Below are 23,816 nucleotides of genomic sequence, written 5' to 3' on the forward strand. Positions count from 1 at the left end.
ACATTATGATCAATAGCGCCACTTCCATCGACAGAGCAAAGCGAGACGCCATGTTCAGGATAGCCCTGTTCGTCTGCCCGCAAACCCTGTGTTCCAGCCTTGGCCTGGCCATGGACAGTTTCCACCTCGCCAACCGCCTGGCCGGTGAGCGACGCTTCGAGGTGCTGCGGGTCAGCGCCGACGGCCGGCCGGTGGCGCTGCCCTTCGGCCACGTGGCAGTGGAAGGCGGGCTCGACCTCGCCGCGCGCTGCGACCTGCTGTTGATTCCCGCCACGGGCGCGGATATCGACACCACCTTCGCCGCCAATCAACCGCTGCTGGACTGGTTGCGCCGCGCCCCCCCCAGCGTGCAACTGGGCAGCCTGTGCAGCAGCGCCTTCCTGCTGGCCGAAGCCGGCGTGCTCGACGACCGCCGCGCCACCACGCACTGGGCGCTGGAAACGGCGTTCCGCGAACGTTATCCCCAGGTACGGCTGGACATCGACGCCCTTTGCACCGACGACCATGGCCGGCTCTGCTCCGGCGGCGCTCAGGCCGGGCTGGACCTGTGCCTGTACCTGATCGAGCGCCATGCCGGCGCGGCACTGGCGCGTCGCGCGGCGGCGACCCTGGTGTTCGAGCACGGGCGCGGCCGCCAGCGGCGCTTCACCCCGCTGCTGCCCGACCCGCTGCCCGCTGGCTCGCCACTGGAACCACTGCTGGCCTGGCTGGAGGACAACTACGCGCAGCCCTTCGACCTCGCCAGCCTGGCACAGCGCGTGCATTGCTCCACGCGCACGCTATTGCGGCGCTTCCGCGAGCAGGTCGGGATGTCGCCGAACGATTACGTGCAACGCCTGCGCATCGCTTCGGCGCAGGAGGCACTGGGTGATCCGGGGCGTTCACTGGAGCGCATCGCCAGCGATGTCGGCTATGCCGACCGGGCCAGCTTCGCGCGCTTGTTCAAGCAGGTGTGCGGGGAGACGCCGGGGGCTTTCCGGCAGCGGCTGATGGGGCGGCAGGCGTAAGACGTCTGAGAGGTGCAGGAACGTAGGAAGGGTGGAGCTTGCGATACCCATGCTGCTGGATGCATGGGTATCGATGGGTATCGCTTCGCTCCACACCATCCTACGTGGAAGCAAACCGCGATTCCGGCTCGGTCAGCTGAACCACTCCATCGCCGTGCGCCACACGCAGACGCCGACGAAGTAGGCCGAAGCCACGAACCACAGGCCGAGCAGCCAGGGCTGGTCCACCGGGTGCTGGAGGATCAGCAGCGCGCTGCTGAGCATCCAGACGAAGGTGACGGCGATGTTCAGCGGCATGAACTGGCGTACGCGGAAGGGGTGCAGGAACTTCATGCGGGTCAGGGTCAGCGCTGCCAGCACCAGCACGGTGACGAAGCTCACCCAGGGGTTCAGGTCGAGCACGAAGAAATACACCGCCACTACGTTCCAGGCGGCCGGGAAACCGACGAAGTAGTTGTCCTTGCTCTTCATGTTGACGTTGCAGAAGCAGAACAGCGAGGACACCAGGATCACCCCCACCGCCAGCAGCTCGGTGTGCACCGGAAGCGGCACGTAGCGGTAGATGAAGATCGCGGGGATGAAGACGTAGGTGAGGTAGTCGATCACCAGGTCCAGGGTGGAGCCATCGAAGTGCGGCAGCACCGCCTTGACGTCGAACTTGCGCGCCAGGGTGCCGTCCAGGCCGTCCACCAGCAAGGCTGCTCCCAACCACAGCAGGCAGGCCTGCGGCTTGTTGTCGACCAGCGCGAGAAGCGCGAGCAGCGCGAGGATGACACCGCTGGAGGTCACCGCGTGGGCGCCCCAGGCCTTGGCTTTGCTGAGGTTCAATGGCGATAGGATCAGGTTCACGTCGGCTCTCTTCCTTTGGACGGCGGATGCAGGGGAGCTACCTGAAACGGTAGTCCATCCCTGGCAAACCACTGCACATGGGAACACCGATGGGGCGGCCGAGTTCAGCCGGTTTTCCCGATGCGCACCTTGTTGCGGTGGAATCGGCAGCATACGCCGTTGCGGCGCTGGCTTGCCATCGGGGGAGACGAGCGTTGCAAGCGATCACCTGCCCCTCTCCCCAAGGAGAGGGGCAGGTTCGGATATCAGTGCAGGATCTGGCTGAGGAACAGCTTGGTGCGGTCCGACTGTGGGTTGTCGAAGAACTGGTCCGGCGGCGCCTGCTCGACGATCTCGCCCTTGTCCATGAAGATCACCCGGTTCGCCACGGTGCGCGCAAACCCCATCTCGTGGGTCACACAGAGCATGGTCATGCCGCTCTGCGCCAGGCCGATCATGGTGTCGAGCACCTCCTTGACCATTTCCGGATCGAGCGCCGAGGTGGGTTCGTCGAACAGCATGATCTTCGGCTTCATGCACAGCGCGCGGGCGATCGCCACCCGCTGCTGCTGACCGCCGGAGAGCTGGCCGGGGAACTTGTTGGCCTGCTCCGGGATGCGCACGCGCTCCAGGTAATGCATGGCGACTTCCTCGGCCTGGCGCTTGGGCATCTTGCGCACCCACATGGGCGCCAGGATGCAGTTCTGCAGCACGGTCAGGTGGGGGAACAGGTTGAAGTGCTGGAACACCATGCCGACTTCGCTGCGGATCGCCTCGATCTGCTTGAGGTCGTTGGTCAGCTCGGTGCCATCGACCACGATGCTGCCCTGTTGGTGTTCCTCCAGGCGGTTGATGCAGCGGATGGTGGTGGACTTGCCCGAGCCGGAGGGCCCGCAGAGCACGATACGCTCGCCCTGCTTGACCTCCAGGTTGATGTCCTTGAGCACGTGGAACTGGCCGTACCACTTGTTCACACCCTTCATGGTGATCATCACGTGATCGCCGATGGCCGGCTGTGCGGTCTTGTTGGTGGCTTCAGACATGATGAATCGCTCCTAACGCTTGTGGCCCGTGTCCAGCTTGTGCTCCAGGTGCATGGAGTAGCGGGACATGCCGAAACAGAAAATCCAGTAGACGACCGCGGCGAACACATAGCCTTCGGTGGCCATGCCCAGCCAGGCCGGGTCCGCGGTGGCGCGCTTGATGCTATTGAGGAAGTCGAACAGGCCGATGATGATCACCAGGCTCGTGTCCTTGAACAGCGCGATGAAGGTGTTGACGATGCCGGGGATCACCAGCTTGAGCGCCTGTGGCAGGATCACCAGGCCCATGGTCCGCCAGTAGCCCAGGCCCATGGCGGCCGCGGCTTCGTACTGCCCCTTCGGAATGGCCTGCATGCCGCCGCGCACCACCTCGGCGATGTACGCGGCCTCGAACAGCACCACCATCACCATCGCGCGCAGCAGCTTGTCCAGGTTCATCCCCTCAGGGAGGAACAGCGGCAGCATCACCGAGGACATGAATAGCACGGTGATCAGCGGCACACCGCGCCAGAACTCGATGGTGGTGACGCAGATGACCTTGATCGCCGGCATCTTAGAACGCCGCCCGAGCGCCAGCAGGATGCCCAGCGGCATCGCCCCGCAGATGCCGACCGCGGCGATCACCACGGTGAGCATCAGTCCGCCCCAGGAACTGGTCGGCACGCTTTCCAGGCCGAGGAAACCGCCGTGCAGCAGCCAGTAGGCCACGATCGGCAGCGCCACGAGGAAGCCCAGGCCGTACTTCACCTTGTAGGCGAAGCGCTTGAGGAACAGCGGCGCTGCGCCGAACACCACGAACAGCACGGTGAGGTCCACGCGCCAGCGCAGTTCCTCGGGGTAGAAGCCGTACATGAACTGGCCGAAGCGCGAGCCGATGAACACCCAGCAGGCGCCCTCGCGGGAGCAGTCGGCACGGGTGGTACCGCTCCAGTCGGCCTTGATGATCGCCCACTCCAGCAGCGGCGGCAGGATCAGCCAGACCAGGTAGAGGCCGACCAGCGTCAGCAGGGTGTTGAACCAGCTGGAAAACAGGTTGCCGCGCAGCCAGGCGAGCACGCCGACGCTGCGCGCGGGGGGCGGCAGGTCGGGCTTGAAGGTATGAGTTGTCATGGATATCCCCTTACCGCTCGACCAGCGCGATGTGCTTGTTGTACCAGTTCATCAGCAGCGAAATGCTGATGCTGATGGCCAGGTACACGCTCATGGTGATGGCCATGGTCTCGATAGCCTGGCCGGTCTGGTTGAGCACCGTGCCGGCGAACAGCGAGACCATGTCCGGGTAGCCGATGGCGGCGGCCAGCGAGGAGTTCTTCGCCAGGTTCAGGTACTGGCTGGTCAGCGGCGGAATGATCACCCGCAGCGCCTGCGGGATGATCACCAGGCGCAGCGTCTGTCCCGGACGCAGGCCCAGGGAGCCCGCGGCCTCGGTCTGGCCGTGGCTGACCGCCTGAATGCCGGCGCGCACCGTCTCACCGATGAAGGCGGCGGTGTAGACCGACAGCGCGAGCACGATGGACACCAGCTCCGGGATCACCACCCAGCCGCCACGGAAGTTGAAGCCCTGCAGCACCGGCATGTCCCAGTGGAACGGCGCGCCGGCCACCAGCGACACCAGGCCCGGCAGCACGACCAGCAACGCCAGGCCACTGAGGAACACCGGGAAGGCCTTTCCGGTGGCATGGCGACGGGCCTTGGCCCACTTCCAGATCACCGCCCAGCCGACCAGCGCCAGGATCACCGCGACGATGAACGGGCCGAGGCCGTCGGCGGCGATCGGCGCGGGCATCTGCAGGCCGCGGTTGTTAATGAAGAACAGGTCGCCGAAGCTGATGCTCTGCCGCGGGTTCGGCAGGGGGCCGAGCACGGCGAAGTACCAGAAGAAGATCTGCAGCAGCGGCGGGATGTTGCGAAAGGTCTCGATGTACAGGGTCGCCAGCTTGCGGATCAGCCAGTTGGGCGACAACCGCGCCACGCCGAGGATGAAGCCAAGGATGGTGGCGAAGACAATGCCGATCACCGTGACCAGCAGGGTGTTCAGCAGGCCGACCATGAACACCCGTCCGTAGGTGTCGCTTTCGCTGTAGTCGATCAGGTGCTGGGAGATGCCGAAGCCGGCGCTATGGTCGAGGAAGCCGAAACCGGACTGGATGCCACGGTGGGCGAGGTTGGTCTGGGTGTTGTCGAAGAGGAACCAGCCGACCGCCACGACGAGGATGACGGCGATGACCTGGAATGCCCAGCCGCGCACGACGGGATCGTTGAGCGATACCCCCCGCGGACGCTGGGCCTTGACGGAATTCTGCATGTAAGCCCTCTCGGAAGGCCGCCGGGCGACCAGGGGGCTACGCCCGAGATCGCCCGGAAGGCTTCACGTCGTTCGAAACAGTCCGGCGCCCACACTCCGGGCGCCGGAGCGGGTCAGGTCAGCGCACCGGCGGTGCGTACTGCAGACCACCCTTGTTCCACTGGGCGTTGAGGCCACGCTTGATCTTCAGGTCGCTGCCGTCGCCGACGTTGCGGTCAAAGATCTCGCCGTAGTTACCCACTTGCTTGACGATCTGTACCGCCCAGTCCTTGGGCAGCTTGAGGTCCTTGCCGTAGTCACCCTCGGCGCCGAGCAGGCGCGCGACGTCCGGGTTCTTGGTGCTCTTGGCCTGTTCCTCGACGTTCTTCGAGTTGATGCCCAGTTCCTCGGCGTTGAGCATCGCGAAGAGCGTCCAGCGGGCGATGTCGAACCACTCCTCGTCACCCTGGCGCACGGCCGGGCCGAGGGGCTCCTTGGAGATCACTTCGGGCAGCACTACGTAGTCATCCGGCGCCGCCAGCTTGATGCGCTGGGCATAGAGCTGCGACTGGTCGGAGGTCAGCACGTCGCAACGGCCGGACTCCAGCGACTTGGCGCTCTCGTCGGAGGTGTCGTAGGTGATGGGGGTGTATTTGAGGTTGTTGGAGCGGAAGTAGTCGGACAGGTTGAGCTCGGTGGTGGTGCCGGCCTGGATGCACACGGTGGCGCCGTCGAGTTCCTTGGCGCTGGAGACGCCGAGCTTCTTGTTCACCAGGAAGCCCTGGCCGTCGTAGTAGGTCACGCCGACGAAGTTCAGGCCCATCGCGCTGTCGCGGGAGCTGGTCCAGGTGGTGTTGCGCGAGAGGATGTCGATCTCGCCGGACTGCAGCGCGGTGAAGCGCTCCTTGGCCGTCAGCGGGCTGTACTTGACCTTGGTCGAGTCGCCGAACACGGCCGCCGCCACGGCGCGGCAGACATCCACGTCGATGCCCTTGTACTGGCCCTTGGCGTCGGCATACGAGAAGCCGGGAAGACCGTCACTGATACCGCACTGCACGTAGCCTTTCTTCTTCACTGCATCCAGGGTGGCGCCGGCATGCGCGAGGCCGCTGATGCCGAACACGGCGGCGGTGGTCAGCACTGCCAGGGTGGATTTCACCATCTTCATCGATCTTCTCCGTTGCTTTTTTAGTGTTTTGGAGTCCCGGTTCCACCGCCGTACCCTCGTGAGGCACCAGCAAGACAACAAACGGGATGGAGACCTGAAAGTGAGTCTAGACGGCTTGCGAAATTTCCTTCGGCAAGCCACGAACACACCTTCGAGCGCGCAGGTCTTGCACGCTGGAACGGGTCATCAAGGGATCATTGCGTGAAGGCGAAGGCCCGCCGCGCCGGCTGTTGACCGCAGCCGGCGCGGCGGGCCCTGAAGCAGCCCAAGGTTGTCGCGGCACCACTTCCGGTACAGCTTTCCGGATGGGGTCGGTAGAGTGTTACCGGAAGTGGGGCCGCACAGCCTGTCAGTAGCGATAGCAAGGGGCGTACCAGCCTAGGAACGTTCGTGCAAATTCGTGCAGTCAAGTCCCACAAGTTATGGCCATGCGACATCTTCTTGCATCGCCCCTCTACCCTTTTTCCCGCGCAGCGCCCCTTCCTAGAGCGCCTGCCCCATCCTGGAGCCTCCATGACCCAGCCCCTGATCCTCGAACCCAGCCAGAGCGTCGACTCCTGCGTCATTTGGTTGCATGGCCTGGGCGCCGACCGTTACGACTTCGAACCGGTAGCACAGTTGCTGCAGCGCAGCTTCACCTCTACGCGCTTCATCCTGCCCCAGGCGCCGACCCGCCCGGTCACCGTGTTCAACGGCATGCCCGCCCCCAGCTGGTACGACATCCTCGCCATGGCCCCGGCCCGCGCCATCGACGAAGCGCAGCTGGAAGCCTCGGCCGACAGCGTGATCGCACTCATCCAGGGGCAGATCGACCAGGGCATCGCACCCAAACGCATCATCCTCGCCGGCTTCTCCCAGGGCGGCGCCGTGGTGCTGCACACCGGCTACCTGCGCTGGGACGGCGAACTGGGCGGGGTCATGGCCCTCTCCACCTATGGCCCGACATTCAGCGAAGGCATAAGCCTGCCGGCTACAAAAAGACAACTGTCCGCCCTCTGCCTGCATGGCACTTTCGATGACGTGGTGGCGCCGGCCATGGGTCGCGCCGCCTACGACTTCCTGCAGGCCAACGAGGTGCCCGCCCAGTGGCGCACCTACCCGATGAGCCACGAAGTGAGCAACGAGGAACTTGGCGATATCGGCGCCTGGCTGCGGGAGCGCCTGTGATCCCCTGACCCTGCGGAGAACAAGAAGAAGCATGAACGCCCCGATCAGCAGCCTGCGTGACGTCGAAGCCCTGGAACAGGTCCCCCTGCAAGACCGCGACCTGCCGCCCAACACCTATGAACTGCTGCGTCGTTCGGCGCAGCAGTACGGCCCGTCCACCGCCCTGAGCTTCCTGCTACAGGGTTCGGCGGCCGAGGAACCGGTCAAGGTCAGCTACGAGCAGTTGTTCGCCCGCGTCACCCAGGCGGCGAATGCCTTCCACCGCCTGGGCGTGCGGCCGGGCACTTCGGTGTCGTTCCTGCTTCCCAACCTGCCGCAGACCCACTACGTGATCTGGGGCGGCGAAGCGGCGGGGATCGTCAACGCGATCAACCCGCTGCTCGATCCCGAGCACATCGCCGAACTGGTGCGCGCCGCAGATTCCCGCGTGCTGGTCACGCTGGCGCCCTTCCCCGGGACGGACCTGTGGGACAAGGTCGCCGGCCTGCGCGAGCACCTGCCCGAACTGAACGCCATCGTCACCGTCGACATCGCCAACCTGCTGCCCGAGCCGCAGCGCTCGGCGATCAAGACCGCCCGCGGCGCACTGCCCGAAGGCGTGCTGGACTTCGACGAACTGCTCGCCCAGTGCCCGGCGGACCACCTGGAAAGCGGCCGGGTGATCGGCCCGGACGAAGTCGCCTCCTACTTCCACACCGGTGGCACCACCGGTACGCCCAAACTCGCGCCGCACAGCCATTTCAACGAAGTGGCGATGGCCGAGATCATGGGCCTGAACTCCGACTATGACGGCAACGACGTGCTGCTCTGCGGCCTGCCGCTGTTCCACGTCAATGGCGTGATGGTCACCGGCCTTGCGCCCTTCATGCGCGGCGGCGAGGTGCTGCTGGCCGGCACCCAGGGCTATCGCAACCCGACGCTGATCCAGGACTTCTGGAAGCTGGTGGAGCGCTACAAGGTCACCAGTTTCAGCGGCGTGCCGACCATCTACGCAGCCCTGCTGCAGGTACCCAGCGAGGGCCGCGACCTTTCCAGCCTGCGCTTCGCCCTGTGCGGCGCGGCGCCGATGCCGGTGGAGCTGATCCGTCAGTTCGAAGCCAAGACCGGCCTCACGGTCATCGAAGGCTATGGCATGACCGAAGGCACCTGCGGCACCAGCTGCAACCCGCGCGGCGGCGAGCGCCGGCCCGGCTCCATCGGTCTGCGCCTGCCCTACTGCGAGCTGAAATCGGTGGTTCTCAACGGTGACGGCCAGTACCTGCGCGACGCCGCCGTGGACGAGATCGGCAACATCTGCCTGCGCGGCCCCACTGTCTTCAAGGGCTACCTGCAGGCCAGCAAGAACAAGGACATCTGGGTCGACGGCGACTGGTTCAACACCGGCGACCTGGGCCGCATCGACGCCGACGGCTACATCTGGCTCACCGGCCGCAGCAAGGACCTGATCATCCGCGGCGGCCACAACATCGACCCGCAGATGATCGAGGAAGCCCTGCACCGCCACCCCGCCGTGGCCATGGCCGCCGCCGTGGGCAAGCCGTGCCTGAAGGCCGGCGAGCTGCCGGTGGTGTACATCCAGCTCAAGCCAGGCATGCAGGCGAGCGAGGCGGAGCTGCTGGAGCACGCCGCGCAACATGTACCCGAACGCGCGGCGGTGCCCAAGGACGTCTGGCTGCTGGACGCCATCCCGGTCACAGCAGTGGGCAAGACCTTCAAGCCGGCACTGCGCCTGGATGCCATTCGTCGTGTGTTCGAGGACGAGACCCGGCACCTGTCCCCGGCACCGCGTATCGAGGTGATCGCCGATGACCGCGTTGGTCAGAAAGCGCGTCTTTTCGTTGGCGGCCTCGACCTAGACTCACGCGCCGCACTGGCCGAGCGCCTGGGCGGTTATGCCGTGCACGTGGAGCTGCTGGAAAGCTGATGAAACACCCGGCCGACCGCCGGTCGGCCGGGTCTGACCGCGAATTGCCAGTAGTCAAATCTGACTAATACTGATGGCTCAATGTGCGAAGAGGACTACAGGGAGAGTCAGTCGTGCACATCATCAGCCGCCACCCGACGTCCGCTGTGCCATGAAAGCCGCGCAGTGGAAAGAGGACATCCGCCAACTCCAGCACTTGCGCCTGTTCCAGAACGTGGCCGCGGCCAACCTGCAGCAGTTGCTCAAGGATTTCCGCGCCTGCGAACTGGAGCGCGGCGAAATCCTGCTGTCGCCCTTCAACCGCAACCACTTCCTTTATATGGTCCTTTCCGGGCACCTGACGGTGTACCTGGGGTCGCTGGACAACCAGCCGGTGAGCACCCTGCATCCGGGTGATTGCGCCGGCGAGATCAGCTTCATCGACAGCGACCATCCTTCTGCCTATGTCGTCGCCAGTGAACCGACCACCGTCCTGCGTCTGCACCGCGAAGCGCTGATCGGCCTGTTCGAGCACTCCCCGCAGGTGATGCAGAACCTCCTCTCGGTGCTTTGCGAACGGGTGCGCGAAGGCAACCGGATCATTCTCGACACCGAGCAGAACGCCAACATCGACACCCTCACCGGGCTGTTCAACCGGCGCTGGCTGGAGCACATCTACGACCGCGAGAGCACGCGCTGTGCCTTCAACGAGCAGCCCATGTGCATGCTCATGCTCGATGTCGACCACTTCAAGAACTACAACGACGAGCACGGCCACCTGGCCGGCGACTACGCGCTGTGCCTGGTCGCCCACACCCTGCGCAGCCAGCTGCGGCCCAAGGACAGCATGGCGCGCTATGGTGGCGAGGAGTTCGTCATCCTGCTGCCGGAAATCGCCATCGATGAAGCCCGGCGCATCGGCAATCGCCTGCGCCAGAGCCTGGAGCAGGTCGCCTCCTTCTACTCGCCGGTGGGCGTGCTGCCCGGCGTCACCGTGTCCCTGGGGCTGGCCGAGATGGACATCCAGGAAAACCTGCCGAGCCTGATCCTGCGGGCAGACGGCGCCCTCTACCAAGCCAAGCAGAAGGGCCGCAACTGCCTCTGCGGCTGAGGCCGCTTCCCTTCACCTGCCCTTCTGTTAGATTGCGCCCCAGCAAGAAAACCAATAACAAAGCTGGGAAGCTGACATGCGCAAACTGCTGATCATCCTGCTCGTCCTGCTGGCCGTTGGCCTGGGGATCTTCTTCAACCTGCCGGGCTACATGGACCGCAAGATGAACACCGTGGCCAGCCCGCCGCCCTACCCCGCCTCGCCGCAGGCCCAGGCGCTACATCAGACCCTGTTCGTCGCCGACCTTCATGACGACGCCCTGCTCTGGGACCGCAACCTGCTGGAACGCCACGACCACGGCCACACCGACCTGCCGCGTCTGCTCGAAGGCCATGTCGGCCTGCAGGTTTTCTCCACCGTCACCAAGACCCCGCGCGGCCTGAACTACGAAAGCAACAGCGCCGACAGCGACAACATCACCCCGCTGGTCATTGCCCAGCGCTGGCCGGCACGCACCTGGAACAGCCTGCTCGAACGCGCGCTCTACCAGGGCGAACTGCTGGACAAGGCCGCCGCCGACAGCCAGGGCAAGCTCACCCTGGTGCGCAGCCGCGACGACCTTACCCGCTACCTCGCCGCCTGGCAGAAAGACCCGAAGCAGCTCGCCGCCGTGCTCGCCACCGAAGGCCTGCATCCGCTCGAAGGCAAGCTCGGGAACATCGACCGCATGTACGACGCAGGCTTCCGCATCATGGGGCTGACCCATTTCTTCGACAACGAGGTCGGCGGCTCCGCCCACGGTCTGAAGAAAGGCGGCCTGACCGCGTTCGGCCGCGGGGTCATCCCGCGCCTGGAAGACAAGAAAATGCTGATCGACCTGGCCCACGCCTCTCGCCCGCTGATCGACGACGTGCTGGCCATCGCCAGGCGCCCGGTGATCGTTTCCCACACCGGCGTCGCCGGCACCTGCCCCGGCCCGCGCAACCTGACCGACGCCCACCTGCGGGGCATCGCCAACACGGGTGGGGTGATCGGCATCGGTTACTGGGACGGCGCGGTCTGCGAAACCTCGATGGAGGCCATCGTCAAGGCCATGCGCTACGCCGCCGACAAGGTAGGCGTCGAGCACGTGGCGCTGGGTTCGGACTTCGACGGCGCGGTGAATGCGCCCTTCGACACCACCGGCCTCGCGCAACTGACCCAGGGCCTGGCGAAAGCCGGCTTCAGCGACCAGGACATCGCCGCCATCATGGGCGGAAACGTCCGCCGGCTGCTGCTGGAGAACCTTCCGTAGCCCAAGTCAATAGGCAGAATGCCCGTGGCACTTCGCCCTGCGGGCATCTTGCATTACACTGGCGGCCGTTCATTCCTTAACCAGTACGAGACCAACGTGCTCAAAGCACTCAAGAAAATCTTCAGCAAGGGTGATGGCGAGCAGCCCGTCACCACGCCGGCAGCCCCCGCACCCGCTGCCTCCCAGCCCGCCCCGAGCGGCGAAAAGCGTCCGCGCAAACCGCGCAATCCGCGCCCCGAAGGCGACAACGGCGAGAAGCCGGCCCGCGGTCCGAAAAGCGACAAACCCCGCACCGAGCGTTCCGACAAAGGCGAACGCGGCGAAAAACGCGAGCACGCGCCGAAGCAGGAGCATGCCAAGGCCGAGGGGGCCGACAAGCCCCGCGAGCCGAAACCGCGCCGCGAGCGCAAGCCGCGCCCGCCGGTGGTGGACAACTGGAAGCTGGAAGACTTCGTGGTCGAACCGGCCGAAGGCAAGACGCGCTTCCACGACTTCAACCTCGACCCGCGCCTGATGCATGCCATCCATGACCTGGGCTTCCCGTACTGCACGCCGATCCAGGCACAGGTACTGGGCTTCACCCTGCGTGGCCAGGACGCCATCGGCCGCGCCCAGACCGGCACCGGCAAGACCGCCGCGTTCCTCATCTCGATCATCACCCAGCTGCTGCAGACCCCGCCGCCCAAAGAGCGCTACATGGGCGAACCGCGTGCGCTGATCATCGCGCCGACCCGCGAGCTGGTGGTGCAGATCGCCAACGACGCCCTGGGCCTGGCCAAGTACACCGGCCTGAACGTCATGAGCTTCGTCGGCGGCATGGACTTCGACAAGCAGCTCAAGACCCTGGAATCGCGCTTCTGCGACATCCTGGTCGCCACCCCCGGCCGCCTGCTGGACTTCAACCAGCGCGGCGAGGTGCACCTGGACATGGTCGAGGTGATGGTGCTGGACGAAGCCGACCGCATGCTCGACATGGGCTTCATCCCGCAGGTCCGCCAGATCATCCGCCAGACCCCGTACAAGGGCGAGCGCCAGACCCTGCTGTTCTCCGCCACCTTCACCGACGACGTGATGAACCTGGCCAAGCAGTGGACCGTCGACCCGGCCATCGTCGAGATCGAGCCGGAAAACGTTGCCAGCGATACCGTCGAGCAGCACGTCTATGCCGTTGCCGGCAGCGACAAGTACAAGCTGCTGTACAACCTGATCGCGCAGAACGACTGGACCCGCGTGATGGTCTTCGCCAACCGCAAGGACGAGGTGCGTCGCATCGAGGAACGCCTGACCAAGGACGGCATCAGTGCCGCCCAGATGTCCGGCGACGTGCCGCAGCACAAGCGCATCAAGGTCCTGGAAGGCTTCCGTGAAGGCAAGATCCGCGTCCTGGTCGCCACCGACGTCGCCGGCCGCGGCATCCACGTTGACGGCATCAGCCACGTGATCAACTTCACCCTGCCCGAAGACCCGGACGACTACGTGCACCGCATCGGCCGTACCGGCCGCGCCGGCAGTACCGGCACCTCCATCAGCTTCGCCGGCGAGGACGATGCCTTTGCCCTGCCGCCGATCGAGGAACTGCTGGGCCGCAAGATCAACTGCGAAATGCCGCCCACCGAGCTGCTCAAGCCGGTACCGCGCAAGCACTGATCGCTTGTTGCACCAGAAGAAGGCGAAGCCACATGGCTTCGCCTTTTTTGTTTCCACCGGCGTTACCGCGGGTGACGAATTCCCTTTCCTAGAGCCTGCCATTCCTCCTGCCGGACCCGCTGGGACGACCGTGCGGCATCCCCCCGCAAACAATGGCCACGCGCCATTATCCGCGCAATAGGCCTGCCCCCGGCCGTTTCTGCTCAGTTTTATTTACAGACGTAAAAAAATTCGCACGCTTCTTGCAAAGCACGCGAGAACAATTCCAAGAACTCGTCGGAATCCTCCCATGCCCTTGCGCGCCAAACTTGCTCTGAGTTTCCTCTCGGTCGGCCTGATTCCCGTGCTGGTGATGGCCATCGTGGTCTATCTCCAGGCCAGCCGTGCCCTCGAAGAACAAAGCCTGAACGCCCTAGAGGCGGTCGCCAGCATCAAGCAGCGGCAGCTGATGGACGCCTGGAAGGCCCGTAACGACCAGCTCAGCAGCCTCGCCACCAACCTGGGCAGCAACTACGCCGGGTTGGACAGCGAATCCCTGGTGACCACCGCCAACTACGACCGCCCGGTGTTCGAGAACTTCATCAAGACCTTCGGCTACCGCGAACTGCGCCTGGTGGCCGGCGACGGCAAGGTGGTGTTCAGCCTCGGCCGTGGCGTCGACTACCAGCAGAACATCGGCGATCCGCAGTGGCGCGACACGCCGTTCGGCCAGTTCATCCGCAAGGCTCTGGACAGCGGCAAGGCCAGCATCAGCGACCTGGAGCAGGCGCCCAACGACCAGCAACCGGTGCAATGGCTGGCCGCGCCGATCAAGGACAATGGCAAGCTGCAACTGCTGCTGGTGCTGGAACTGCCGCTCGCCTCGATCAACGAAGTGATGCAGAACCGCCAGGGCCTGGGCGACGACGGCGAGACCTACCTGGTCGGCGGCGACGGCAGCCTGCGCTCGGACTCGGTGCGCTTTGCCGATCACCACGTGCGCCGCGACAAGGAAAGCCCCACCGCCCTGCCCGGCCAGGCCATCGAGAAAGCCCTGGCCGGCGAGCAGGGTCGTCTCTCCGAGACGGGCCTGAGCAACGAGCCGGCGCTCAAGTCCTTCGTCCCGCTGAACCTGGACGGCCTGCACTGGGCGCTGGTGGCGGAAATGGACCAGGCCCAGGCCTTCGCCCCGGTGCGCAAGCTGATGTGGCAGATCCTCGTGCTCGGCGTGCTGACCCTGCTCGGCGTCGCCGCCGGCACCTGGCTGGTCAGCCGCAGCGTGATGCGCCCGCTGGGTGGCGAGCCGGCCAGCATGGCCGCCCTGGCCCAGCGCCTGGCCAGCGGCGAGCTGCGCCTGAGCGACGACGCCAGCGCCAGCAGCGGCCTGATGCAGGCCCTGCGCGAGATGACCACGGCCTGGCGCCAGGTGGTCGAGCGCCTGCGCCAGGCCAGCGAGGCTGTAGGTGATGCCAGCGGCGACATTCTCGACGCCGCCGGGCGCACCAGCCACCACCTCGACCAGCAGCAGGAAGCACTGGAAATGGTGGTCAGCGCCGTCGACCAGATGGCCGCCACCGTGCAGGAAATTGCCGGCAGCGCCAGCCGCAGCGCCGATGGCAGCGCCGCCGCGCGGCAAGCCTTCGTCGCCATGCAGGGCACCCTGCAGCACATGATCGGCCGCCAGGACCAACTGCTGGTCGGCCTGCGCCAGGCCGACGGCGTGGTGCAGACCCTGGCCGGCGAGAGCCAGCAGATCGGCTCGGTGCTGGACGTGATCCGCTCCATCGCCGAACAGACCAACCTGCTCGCCCTCAACGCCGCCATCGAAGCCGCCCGCGCCGGTGAGGCGGGCCGTGGTTTCGCCGTAGTCGCCGACGAGGTGCGCAGTCTGGCCCAGCGCACCCGCAGCGCCACCGACGAGATCGTCGCCATCGTTGGCAGCCTGGGCGACTCCTCCGTCCAGGCGCAGTCGAGCATGAGTGGTGCCAGCGAACAGGCCCATACCCTGGAGCAGGACACCCAGGCCGTGCTGGAAGCCCTCGGCGCGCTGGACGATTCGCTGCAGGGCGTACACGCCATGGCTTTCCAGATCGCCGCCGCCGCCGAACAGCAGGCCGCCACGACCCAGGAAGTGAACCAGCACATGCACCGCCTGAGCGACATGACCGTGGAAAACCGCAAGACCGCCGCGCACACCCGCGACTGCGGCGAGCACCTGCGCCGCGTGGCCGGCAGCCAGGAAGAACTGGTGGCGCAGTTCAAGCTGTAAGTTGCGTCATTCCCTGTAGGAGCGGGCCATGCCCGCGATCGCGCCCATGGGGCGCTCCTACAGGCCAGCGCTACCGGTTTGAGCCCTGCGAAAACACATACACCACCCGACCACCTACCCTTGCCGATCAAGACAATCGAGTCCAGAATGGAAAAATAAATCCATACTTGGAGTCTCACCATGTCCGCCGCCACGCCTTTCACCCTCAATCAGGCTGACGCCGAACGCCTGCTGGCACAGGTCGACGTGCTCCAGGCGATGCGCGACATGTTCGTCGAGCTGGCCGCTGGCAGCGCCGTGCAGCCGGCACAGCAACTGGTGGAATTCCCCAACGGCGGTGGCGACTTCATCAACTACCTGGGCGTGCTGGCCTCGCAGAAGGTCTACGGCGTCAAGACCTCGCCGTACATCGTGCGCCAGCCCAAGTCGCTGGTCACCGCGTGGAGCCTGCTGATGTCCATGGACAGCGGCCAACCGCTGCTGCTGTGCGACGCCGGCAGTCTGACCACCGCGCGCACCGCCGCCACCACCGCCCTGGCTGTGCAGGAGCTGGCCCGCCCGGACGCCAGGCGTCTGGCCATCGTCGGCAGCGGCCCGATCGCCCGTGCACACCTGCGCTACGCAGCCGGCCTGCGTGACTGGCAGAGCATCCGCGTCTACTCGCCGAACCTGAGCGCTGGCGTACTGGCCCAGTTCGGCGCCATCGATTCCCGCGCCGAACCGGCCACCAGTGTCGAAGCCGCCGTGGCAGACGCCGATGTGGTGCTGCTGTGTACCTCGTCCGGCACCCCGGTGCTCGATCCGGCGATCCTGACCAAACCGGCGCTGATCACCTCCATCAGCACCAACGTCGCCCGCGCCCACGAAGTTCCGCCGCAGTGGCTGGCGCAGATGGACGTGTACTGCGACTACCGCGCCACCACCCCGGCCTCCGCCGGCGAGATGCGCCTGGCCCGCGACGAGCACGGCTGGGACGGCGCCATCCGCGGTGACCTGCCGGAGCTGGTCAGCGGGCAGGCCGCCAAACCGGACTACCAGCGCCACGCCTTCTTCCGCTCCATCGGCCTGGGCCTGGAAGACGTCGCCCTGGCCAATGCGCTCTACCATCTGCAACGCGACAACGCCTGAGCCGGAGACGAACATGATCGAAGTCGACTTCCTCATCATTGGCGGCGGTATTGCCGGCGCCTCCACCGGCTACTTTCTGTCCCGCCACGGCAAGGTCGCCGTGCTCGAGCGCGAGTCCCACGCCGGCTACCACTCCACCGGACGCTCGGCAGCGCTCTACACCGTCGCCTATGGCACGCCGCAGGTGCGCGCCCTGACCGCCGCCAGCCGCGCCTTCTTCGACAACCCTCCGGAGGGCTTCGTCGAGCACCCGATCCTCACCCCGCGCGGTGAGATGACCGTGGACTTCGAAGGCAACCCGGAAGAACTCCAGCGCCAGTTCGCCAGCGCCCGCGACAGCGTGCCGGAAATGCGCCTGCTGGATGCCGACGAAGCCTGCGCCATCGTCCCGGTGCTGCGCCGCGAGAAAGTCCACGGCGCGATGCTCGACCCCAGCGCGGCCGACATCGACACCGACGGCCTGCTGCAGGGCTACCTACGCGGCATCCGGCGAAACGGCGGCAGCGTGCAGCTGGACAGCGAAGCGCTGGAAATCCGCCGCATCGATGACGCCTGGGAAGTACGCTGCGCACAGCAGACCTACCGTGCGCCGGTGCTGGTCAACGCCGCCGGCAGCTGGTCCGACAAGATCGCCGAACTGGCCGGCGCCACTCCCCTGGGCCTCACGCCCAAGCGTCGCGCCGCCTTCCTGTTCAGCCCGCCGGAGGGTGTCGACAGCCACGCCTGGCCGGTGCTGGTGAGCCTGGATGAATCCTTCTACTTCAAGCCCGATGCCGGCCTGCTGCTCGGCTCGCCGGCCAACGCCGACCCGGTGGAGCCCCACGACGTGCAGCCCGAAGAGCTGGACATCGCCCTGGGCATCTACCAGATCGAGGAGCACACCACCCTCAGCATCCGCCGCCCGAGCCACACCTGGGCGGGCCTGCGTTCGTTCTTCGCCGATGGCGACCTGGTGTCCGGCTATGACCCGGCCACGCCCGACCTGTACTGGGTCGCAGGGCAAGGCGGTTATGGCATCCAGACTTCGGCGGCGATGGGCGAGGCCAGTGCCGCGCTGATCCGCCGCGAGGCCCTGCCCGAGCACCTCACCCGCCATGGCCTCACCGCCGAAATGCTGTCCCCCGCGCGCCTGCTGGCCGAGTGAGCCGTCGTTCGTGACAGCCTGCGGGCGCTTGCGGCACACTCGCCAGCGCCCGTGCCATCGCCCGCCTAATCGCCCCGAGAGCCTTGCCCATGACCGCCGCTGATCCGCTGGACAACTACAAGGCCATCGCCGACGCCATCGCCGCGCTGTTCTTCCCCCACGCCGAAGTGGTCATCCACGACCTGCGCAACCAGCGCGTGGCCTACCTGGCGAACAACATCTCCAAACGCGAGATCGGCGACGACTCGGCGCTGGAAGACATGCTCGAAGGCGGCAGCGAGGAGCGCAACATCGGTCCCTACGAGAAACTCAACTGGGACGGCCAGAAGATCCGCTCCATCAGCACCGTGCTGCGCGACGGCAAGGGCGACCCCCTGGCGGTGTTGTGCATCAACCTCAACATCACCCTGTTCGAGACCGCCAAGGCGGCGCTCGACCTGTTCCTCTCCTCCAGCAAGGTCATCCCGCAACCGGACGCACTGTTCCGCGACGACTGGCAGGAGCGCATCAACACCTTCCTGCACGGCTGGCTGCAGCAGCGCCAGCTGAGCCTCTCCACCCTCAGCCGCGACCACAAGCGCGAACTGGTCCTGGCGCTGCACGCCGAGGGCGCGTTCAAGGGCAAGAGCGCGGCGAACTATGTGGCCAACGTGCTGAACATGGGCCGCGCGACGGTGTACAAGCACCTGAAGGAGTTGAAGGAGGAGGTCTGAGGGGACTCTCTTCTTCTGCTTTCTCGCGCAATCGCGGACGGCGCTCCCCGCCTCCGAACTCACCTGAAACGCCGGCCCTGCTGGCGGATCGGGTGCAGGGTTCGCCCCTACAAGGAAGCTTGGCGATGCTCGCGGAACGCATCCTGCCGACGTCCCCGGCGAACGCTTGCGCAGGATGGGTGGAGCGCAGCGATACCCATGCAGACGTGGCAGGGGAAATGATGGGTATCGCTTCGCTCTACACCATCCTACGTTCGTGCTCCGCCGTGAGGTTAGCGTGGGTGGGAGCTCGGTTCGCGAGCATGGTTCGCTCCTACAGGAAGACGCCAGCGCCAACGAAAAAGGCCGCCCGAAGGCGGCCTTTTCGACGACTCGGCGGAAGATCAATCGCCGTAGATATCACTCTTGAAGTACTTGCCCTCGATGGCTTTGTACTTGCCATTGGCGCGCAGCGCGTCGATGGCGGCGTTGAGCTGGCCGACCAGCTCGGTATTGCCCTTGCGTACCGCGATCCCGGCGCCCTCGCCGAAGTATTTCGGGTCCTTGAACTCCGGCCCGATGAAGGCGAAGCCCTTGCCGCGCGGGGTTTCCAGGAAACCGATCTCCAGCGGGATGGAGTCGGCGAAGGTGCCGTCCAGGCGGCCCGCCAGCAGGTCCAGATAGATCTCGTCCTGGCTGGTGTAACGCACCACGTTGGCGCCGGCCTTGCCCAGCACCTCGGTGGCGAAGCGGTCAGCCGTGGAGCCGCGCTGCACGCCGATGTTCTTGCCCTTGAGCTGGCTGAACTGCTCGTCCAGTTGCGAGCCTTCCTTCATCACCAGGCGGCCTGGGGTGAAGTAGTACTTGTGGGTGAAGTCCACCGAGTGCTTGCGCTCTTCGGTGATGGTGATGGAGGACAGCGCGGCGTCGATCTTGCGCACCTTCAGCGAGGGGATCAGGCCATCGTATTCCTGCTCGACCCACTGGCACTTGCGCTTCATCTCTTCGCACAGCGCATTGCCGATGTCGTAGTCGAAGCCGGCGATGCCGCCTTCCGGGGTCTTGTAGGCGAAGGGCGGGTAGGCCGCCTCGATGCCGATGCGCAGCGGCTTGTCGTCGGCGTGGGAGAAGGTGGCGAAGGCGGCCAGCATCAGGCCGCCCAGCAGGGCTTTGCGATTCATCGATGAACTCCGTTGTGTGGTCGCCGGGGCGAGCGCCGGCCGGTACGTCCTGGCAGTGAGTACGGCATGTCTGGGTTCGTCCGGGGCGCAACGCGGGAGGTTGCGGCGGCATTGCCTTGCCCTGACCCAGGCGAACGACTTCTTGTTCTGGCTTGTTCTGGCTTGTTCTGGTCCGTCCACACGCGGGCGCGCGTAAACTTAAAATCCAATCTGGACTAAAAAGTACACAACGTCAATCGCCCTGCGACCGCACGGCACACTCCCCTTTGCGCGCCCTGCGCTACTCCTTCGGAGGAATGTCTCGCACCGGGCTGGCGCCTTAGTCTGGAAGCGTTCCGAAGCGATCCGAGGAGGATTCGAAACGATTCTTTCGCATGATTTACCGTAGCTTCCACGGTTATACCTTTGGCAGATGCCCGAAGCCCCCGCGATACGCTCATGTCGCAGGGGCTTTTCTTTTGCCTGGCGAAAGATGCGAAAGCGGCAGATGACGCTGGGCATCATCTGCCGCTTCCGGGAGCAAGGCAGGCAAGGCAAAGGGCGGGCGCGAGGCCCGCCGAGGGAGGTCGGCTTCAGCCGCCGCTGAGGTTCATGAAGCGCAGCACCTGTACGTCGCCGACGGTGAACTCGTGGCGCGCCGGCTTGCGCTGCAGGGCGCCGCGCAGAGCTTCGAGGATGGGTTCGTCGTGCAGCGGATGGCGGCGCAGCAGCCCGCGCAGGTCCAGGGAGTTCTCGTGGCCCAGGCACAGCAGCAGGCGGCCTTCGGCAGTCAGGCGCAGGCGATTGCAGGTGGAGCAGAAGTTGTGCGAGTGCGGCGAGATGAAGCCGATGCGCGTGCCCGGATGCTGCGCCAGACGCACGTAGCGCGCCGGACCGCCACTGTATTCGGTGCTGTCCAGCAGCTCGTGGTGCTCGGCGATCAGCGCGCGGACTTCGTCGCTGGAGCAGAAGCTCTCCTCGCGCTCGCGGCCGACCTGCCCCAGCGGCATCTCCTCGATGAAGCTGATGTCCAGCCCGTGGGCGATGGCGTAATCCACCAGCGCCGGCACTTCGTCGGCATTGCGGCCCTTCATCACCACGCAGTTCAGCTTGATGTGCTCGAACCCGGCTTGCTGGGCGGCGTCTATTCCACGCAGCACTTGCTCCAGGCGCCCGGTGCGGGTGATGGCGGCGAAGCGCTGCGCATCGAGGGTATCGAGGCTGATGTTCAGGCGGGTCAGGCCAGCGGCGTGCAGGTCGCCGGCCAGTTTGCCAAGCTGCGAGCCGTTGCTGGTCATGCACAGTTCGCGCAGGCCGGGCAGCTCCGCGAGGCGTTCACAGAGATGGACGATGCCGGGGCGCACCAGTGGTTCGCCGCCGGTGAGGCGCAGCTTCTTCACGCCGCGTTCGACGAAGAGGCGCGCTACCCGCTCGATCTCTTCCAGGGTCAGCACCTGCTGACGCGGCAGGAAGCGCATGTTCTCCGACATGCAGTAGACGCAGCGGAAGTCGCAGCGGTCGGTTACGGACAGGCGCAGGTAGTCGATCTTGCGGCCCTGGCCGTCGATCCATTCGGACATGGTGTTTCACTCCGGCCGGCCTTCACTATCCACGGTGAAAGCCGAAATTCATGGCCGTTTCCGAAGCCCCTCCCTCCTCTGGGGGAGGAATTGGGAGAGAGGGGCCCGGAACCGGTTCACTGCACCAGCGGCGACTCCGCCCCGTCGAAGACGAAGCCGTCGATCCGGGCCTCGCCGGCCAGCACGCTGATGTACTGGCTGACCGCGCGCTGCAGCACCTGGGCGCGCAGGTAGGCGGCGATGCGCGGGCGCGCCTGCGCGAAGTCCAGCGGCTCACCGCCATCACGCTCGATCAGCTCTACCACATGCAGGCCGTAGCGACTTTCCAGCGGATGGCCGAGCAGGCCGGGTTGCTGTTGCAGCAGGCGTTTCTCGAACTCGGGGACGGTCTGCCCCGGTTCGATCCAGCCCAGTTCACCGCCGTCGTCCTTGGACGGGCAGTCGGAGAAGCGCATCGCCTTCTCGGCGAAACGTTCGGGATGTTCACGCAGTTCGGCCAGCAGCTCCTCGGCCTGTTCGCGGGCCTTGGCGCGGCCTTCCAGATCGTCCGGCGCGCAGCCCAGCAGGACATGGCGCAGGCGCATGCGCCAGGGTGCGGTCAGGCGGGTGGGATTGGCTTTGTACCATTGGCGGCAACTGGCTTCGTCGGCTTCGGGCACGCCGACTTCACGGTCGATCAGGGTGCGGATGCGCGCTTCTTCCAGGGCCTCGCCCTCTTCCGCTTCAGCCTCAAGGCCCAGCGCATCGGCGCGCTGCACCAGCAGCTGGCGTACCACCAGCGCGCGGCAGGCGGAGTAAAGCGCCTCGGCGTGGCTGGACGCGGGATGGTATTGCAGCTCGCGGGCCAGTTCGTCCTCGGCGATGGCGACGCCGTTGACTTCGATTTTCGGCAGGTCGACGTGTTCGACCTTGGCTTCGTAGTGGGAGCAACTCATTTCGATCACCTCCGGATGGCGGATAACGCCGATGGCGTTATCCGCCCCACGGGTTCGAGGTTGGGTTGGGCGAATAACGCACCAGCGCCATCCGCCGCTTCATCACGCTGCGCGACGCTTGGTGCGGACCACCTGGTAGCGGCGGCCGAAGTACCACACCGGGGCGCTGACGATGTGCACCAGGCGGGTGAAGGGGAACAGCACGAACAGGGTCAGGCCGAGGGTCACGTGCAGCTTGTAGACCAGCGAGACCGGCGCGATCGCTTCGGCGGCGGCCAGCGGCTGGAAGGTGACGATGGACTGCGCCCAGTTGGCGAGCATGACCATCACCGAACCATCCAGGTGATGGGTGGAGGCGACGATGGTGGACAGGCCGAGGATCAGCTGGACGTAGAGCACCAGCAGGATCATCAGGTCCGACGCATTGCCGGTGGCGCGCACGCGCTCATTGGTCAGGCGGCGCAGGATCAGGCCGGTCAGGCCGATGAAGCAGAGGATGCCGAAGAAGCCACCGGAGACCATCGCCAGCAGTTGCTTCTGCTCGGTGCTGATCAGGTGCTCGTAGACCGAGTGCGGGGTCAGCAGGCCAACGAAGTGACCGGCGAGGATGAACAGCACACCGACGTGGAACAGGTTGCTGTAGACGCGCATGCCCTTCTTGCTCAGCATCTGGCTGGAGCCGGCTTTCCAGGTGTATTGCGAGAGGTCGAAGCGCGCCCAGCTGCCGATCAGGCAGATGGCGAGCGCGACGTAGGGATAGATCCCGAACGCTAGAAGATCGAGGGACATGTTCAGACTCCTTCTCTGGCCGCCCGGTACTGCATCTGCGGCACCGGCTGGGCGACCCACTGCATGGGTTGTTCTGCGGCGGAGGAAATCCGCCGGGCGCTGGTGGACGGGCAACCGGCGGCGGGCTCGGTAAAGCTCACCGGGGTTTCTTCCCAGGCCTTGTCGATGGCTTCCAGGCTGTCGTCGCGCACTTCCTGCTCACGGTCACGCTTGAGCGCGCCGAGGTCGGGCTGCTCGCCGGACAGCTCCAGCAGGCTGTTGAAGATCGCCGCATAGCTGCTGCCGCGCTCTTCCAGGCGCAGGGCGATCAGCGCGAGGATGTGGGCGACTTCGGCGAGGCCCACGCGGGCCGAATCGGCGTCCTGCAGAGCGAGAAACTCCAGGTACAGCGGCAGGTAGTCCGGCAGCTCGTTGACGTCGATGACCAGGCCCGCCTGGGTGTAGCGGTCCATCAGGTCGACCATCGCCTGGCCACGGTCACGGCTTTCGCCGTGCACGTGTTCGAACAGCAGCAGGGAGACCGAGCGGCCGCGCTCGAACAGCCCGTCGTAACGGGCCTGGACATCGAGGATGTCGCCCTTGCACAGCTCGTTGAGCAGCGCGGCGAGGCCGTCGCGCTGCTTTTCCGGCAGGTCGCAGGTGCGGATCAGGGCATGCAGCGCCAGGCTTTCCTCGCGCAGTTCGACGCGCGGATAGTCGAGCATCAGCGCGCTGAGCTTGAGCAGTTGGCTGTGAGTGTCCATATCGA

The 23,816-nt window shown here is 65.7% G+C and carries 20 protein-coding genes; 10 read left to right on the forward strand and 10 right to left on the reverse strand.

Annotation, left to right across the window (positions count from 1 at the left end; translation table 11 throughout):
* The first annotated feature begins 50 nt into the window (after positions 1–50).
* Positions 51–1,007, forward strand: coding sequence for a GlxA family transcriptional regulator (locus tag IB275_RS24395; RefSeq protein ID WP_192291787.1), 957 nt, complete (start codon positions 51–53; stop codon positions 1,005–1,007).
* 132 nt (positions 1,008–1,139) lie between these two features.
* Here IB275_RS24395 and pcsA read toward each other — a convergent pair whose 3' ends face one another.
* The 5 genes from pcsA to IB275_RS24420 all read right to left on the reverse strand — a co-directional run bounded on the left by pcsA (position 1,140) and on the right by IB275_RS24420 (position 6,330).
* Positions 1,140–1,856 carry a phosphatidylcholine synthase gene (pcsA, locus tag IB275_RS24400; protein ID WP_081516103.1) on the reverse strand — a complete coding sequence of 239 codons (717 nt, stop codon included), beginning with the start codon at positions 1,854–1,856 and terminating at the stop codon, positions 1,140–1,142.
* A 245-nt stretch (positions 1,857–2,101) separates the two neighbouring features.
* Positions 2,102–2,878 carry an amino acid ABC transporter ATP-binding protein gene (locus IB275_RS24405; protein WP_024767156.1) on the reverse strand — a complete coding sequence of 259 codons (777 nt, stop codon included), beginning with the start codon at positions 2,876–2,878 and terminating at the stop codon, positions 2,102–2,104.
* A gap of 12 nt (positions 2,879–2,890) precedes the next feature.
* Positions 2,891–3,988: an amino acid ABC transporter permease gene (locus IB275_RS24410; RefSeq protein WP_192291789.1), complete on the reverse strand. Its 1,098-nt coding sequence runs from the start codon at positions 3,986–3,988 to the stop codon at positions 2,891–2,893.
* A gap of 10 nt (positions 3,989–3,998) precedes the next feature.
* Positions 3,999–5,183 (reverse strand): amino acid ABC transporter permease, encoded by a 1,185-nt coding sequence (locus tag IB275_RS24415; protein ID WP_192291791.1) that lies wholly within the window; start codon positions 5,181–5,183, stop codon positions 3,999–4,001.
* A gap of 118 nt (positions 5,184–5,301) precedes the next feature.
* Positions 5,302–6,330, reverse strand: a complete 1,029-nt coding sequence (locus tag IB275_RS24420) for an amino acid ABC transporter substrate-binding protein (RefSeq protein ID WP_081516109.1) — start codon at positions 6,328–6,330, stop codon at positions 5,302–5,304.
* Between the two features lie 513 nt (positions 6,331–6,843).
* Here IB275_RS24420 and IB275_RS24425 point away from each other — a divergent pair.
* From IB275_RS24425 to IB275_RS24465, 9 genes are all read left to right on the forward strand, one after another.
* Positions 6,844–7,497 (forward strand): alpha/beta hydrolase, encoded by a 654-nt coding sequence (locus IB275_RS24425; RefSeq protein WP_192291792.1) that lies wholly within the window; start codon positions 6,844–6,846, stop codon positions 7,495–7,497.
* Positions 7,498–7,528: 31 nt separating this feature from the next.
* Positions 7,529–9,421 (forward strand): acyl-CoA synthetase, encoded by a 1,893-nt coding sequence (locus IB275_RS24430; RefSeq protein ID WP_192291794.1) that lies wholly within the window; start codon positions 7,529–7,531, stop codon positions 9,419–9,421.
* 151 nt (positions 9,422–9,572) lie between these two features.
* Positions 9,573–10,511, forward strand: coding sequence for a GGDEF domain-containing protein (locus IB275_RS24435; RefSeq protein WP_081516115.1), 939 nt, complete (start codon positions 9,573–9,575; stop codon positions 10,509–10,511).
* Positions 10,512–10,587: 76 nt separating this feature from the next.
* The gene (locus IB275_RS24440; protein WP_192318813.1) at positions 10,588–11,745 is read left to right on the forward strand and encodes a dipeptidase; all 1,158 of its coding nucleotides are present in this window, start codon (positions 10,588–10,590) and stop codon (positions 11,743–11,745) included.
* Between the two features lie 96 nt (positions 11,746–11,841).
* Entirely contained in the window at positions 11,842–13,392 is a 1,551-nt protein-coding gene (rhlB, locus tag IB275_RS24445; RefSeq protein WP_285886913.1) for an ATP-dependent RNA helicase RhlB, read from the forward strand.
* 289 nt (positions 13,393–13,681) lie between these two features.
* Positions 13,682–15,640, forward strand: coding sequence for a methyl-accepting chemotaxis protein (locus IB275_RS24450; RefSeq protein WP_192318810.1), 1,959 nt, complete (start codon positions 13,682–13,684; stop codon positions 15,638–15,640).
* A 180-nt stretch (positions 15,641–15,820) separates the two neighbouring features.
* Complete coding sequence (locus tag IB275_RS24455; protein ID WP_192291839.1) at positions 15,821–16,768, forward strand: ornithine cyclodeaminase family protein; 948 nt, start codon at positions 15,821–15,823, stop codon at positions 16,766–16,768.
* Positions 16,769–16,781: 13 nt separating this feature from the next.
* Positions 16,782–17,912 carry an NAD(P)/FAD-dependent oxidoreductase gene (locus tag IB275_RS24460; protein ID WP_192291842.1) on the forward strand — a complete coding sequence of 377 codons (1,131 nt, stop codon included), beginning with the start codon at positions 16,782–16,784 and terminating at the stop codon, positions 17,910–17,912.
* An 89-nt stretch (positions 17,913–18,001) separates the two neighbouring features.
* Positions 18,002–18,625, forward strand: coding sequence for a helix-turn-helix transcriptional regulator (locus IB275_RS24465; protein WP_192291845.1), 624 nt, complete (start codon positions 18,002–18,004; stop codon positions 18,623–18,625).
* Between the two features lie 383 nt (positions 18,626–19,008).
* Here the strand turns inward: IB275_RS24465 and IB275_RS24470 are convergent, their stop codons facing one another.
* The 5 genes from IB275_RS24470 to narJ form a co-directional block, all read right to left on the reverse strand.
* Positions 19,009–19,785, reverse strand: a complete 777-nt coding sequence (locus IB275_RS24470) for an ABC transporter substrate-binding protein (protein WP_081516127.1) — start codon at positions 19,783–19,785, stop codon at positions 19,009–19,011.
* Positions 19,786–20,357: 572 nt separating this feature from the next.
* Complete coding sequence (gene moaA, locus IB275_RS24475) at positions 20,358–21,344, reverse strand: GTP 3',8-cyclase MoaA (protein ID WP_192291848.1); 987 nt, start codon at positions 21,342–21,344, stop codon at positions 20,358–20,360.
* A gap of 116 nt (positions 21,345–21,460) precedes the next feature.
* Complete coding sequence (locus IB275_RS24480) at positions 21,461–22,279, reverse strand: peptidylprolyl isomerase (RefSeq protein WP_192291851.1); 819 nt, start codon at positions 22,277–22,279, stop codon at positions 21,461–21,463.
* A 102-nt stretch (positions 22,280–22,381) separates the two neighbouring features.
* The gene (gene narI, locus IB275_RS24485; protein ID WP_024765823.1) at positions 22,382–23,068 is read right to left on the reverse strand and encodes a respiratory nitrate reductase subunit gamma; all 687 of its coding nucleotides are present in this window, start codon (positions 23,066–23,068) and stop codon (positions 22,382–22,384) included.
* 2 nt (positions 23,069–23,070) lie between these two features.
* Positions 23,071–23,811: a nitrate reductase molybdenum cofactor assembly chaperone gene (narJ, locus tag IB275_RS24490; RefSeq protein ID WP_192291855.1), complete on the reverse strand. Its 741-nt coding sequence runs from the start codon at positions 23,809–23,811 to the stop codon at positions 23,071–23,073.
* Between the last annotated feature and the right edge of the window lie 5 nt (positions 23,812–23,816).

The sequence above is a fragment of the Pseudomonas sp. PDM21 genome, from assembly GCF_014852505.2.
Classification (GTDB): Bacteria; Pseudomonadota; Gammaproteobacteria; order Pseudomonadales; family Pseudomonadaceae; genus Pseudomonas.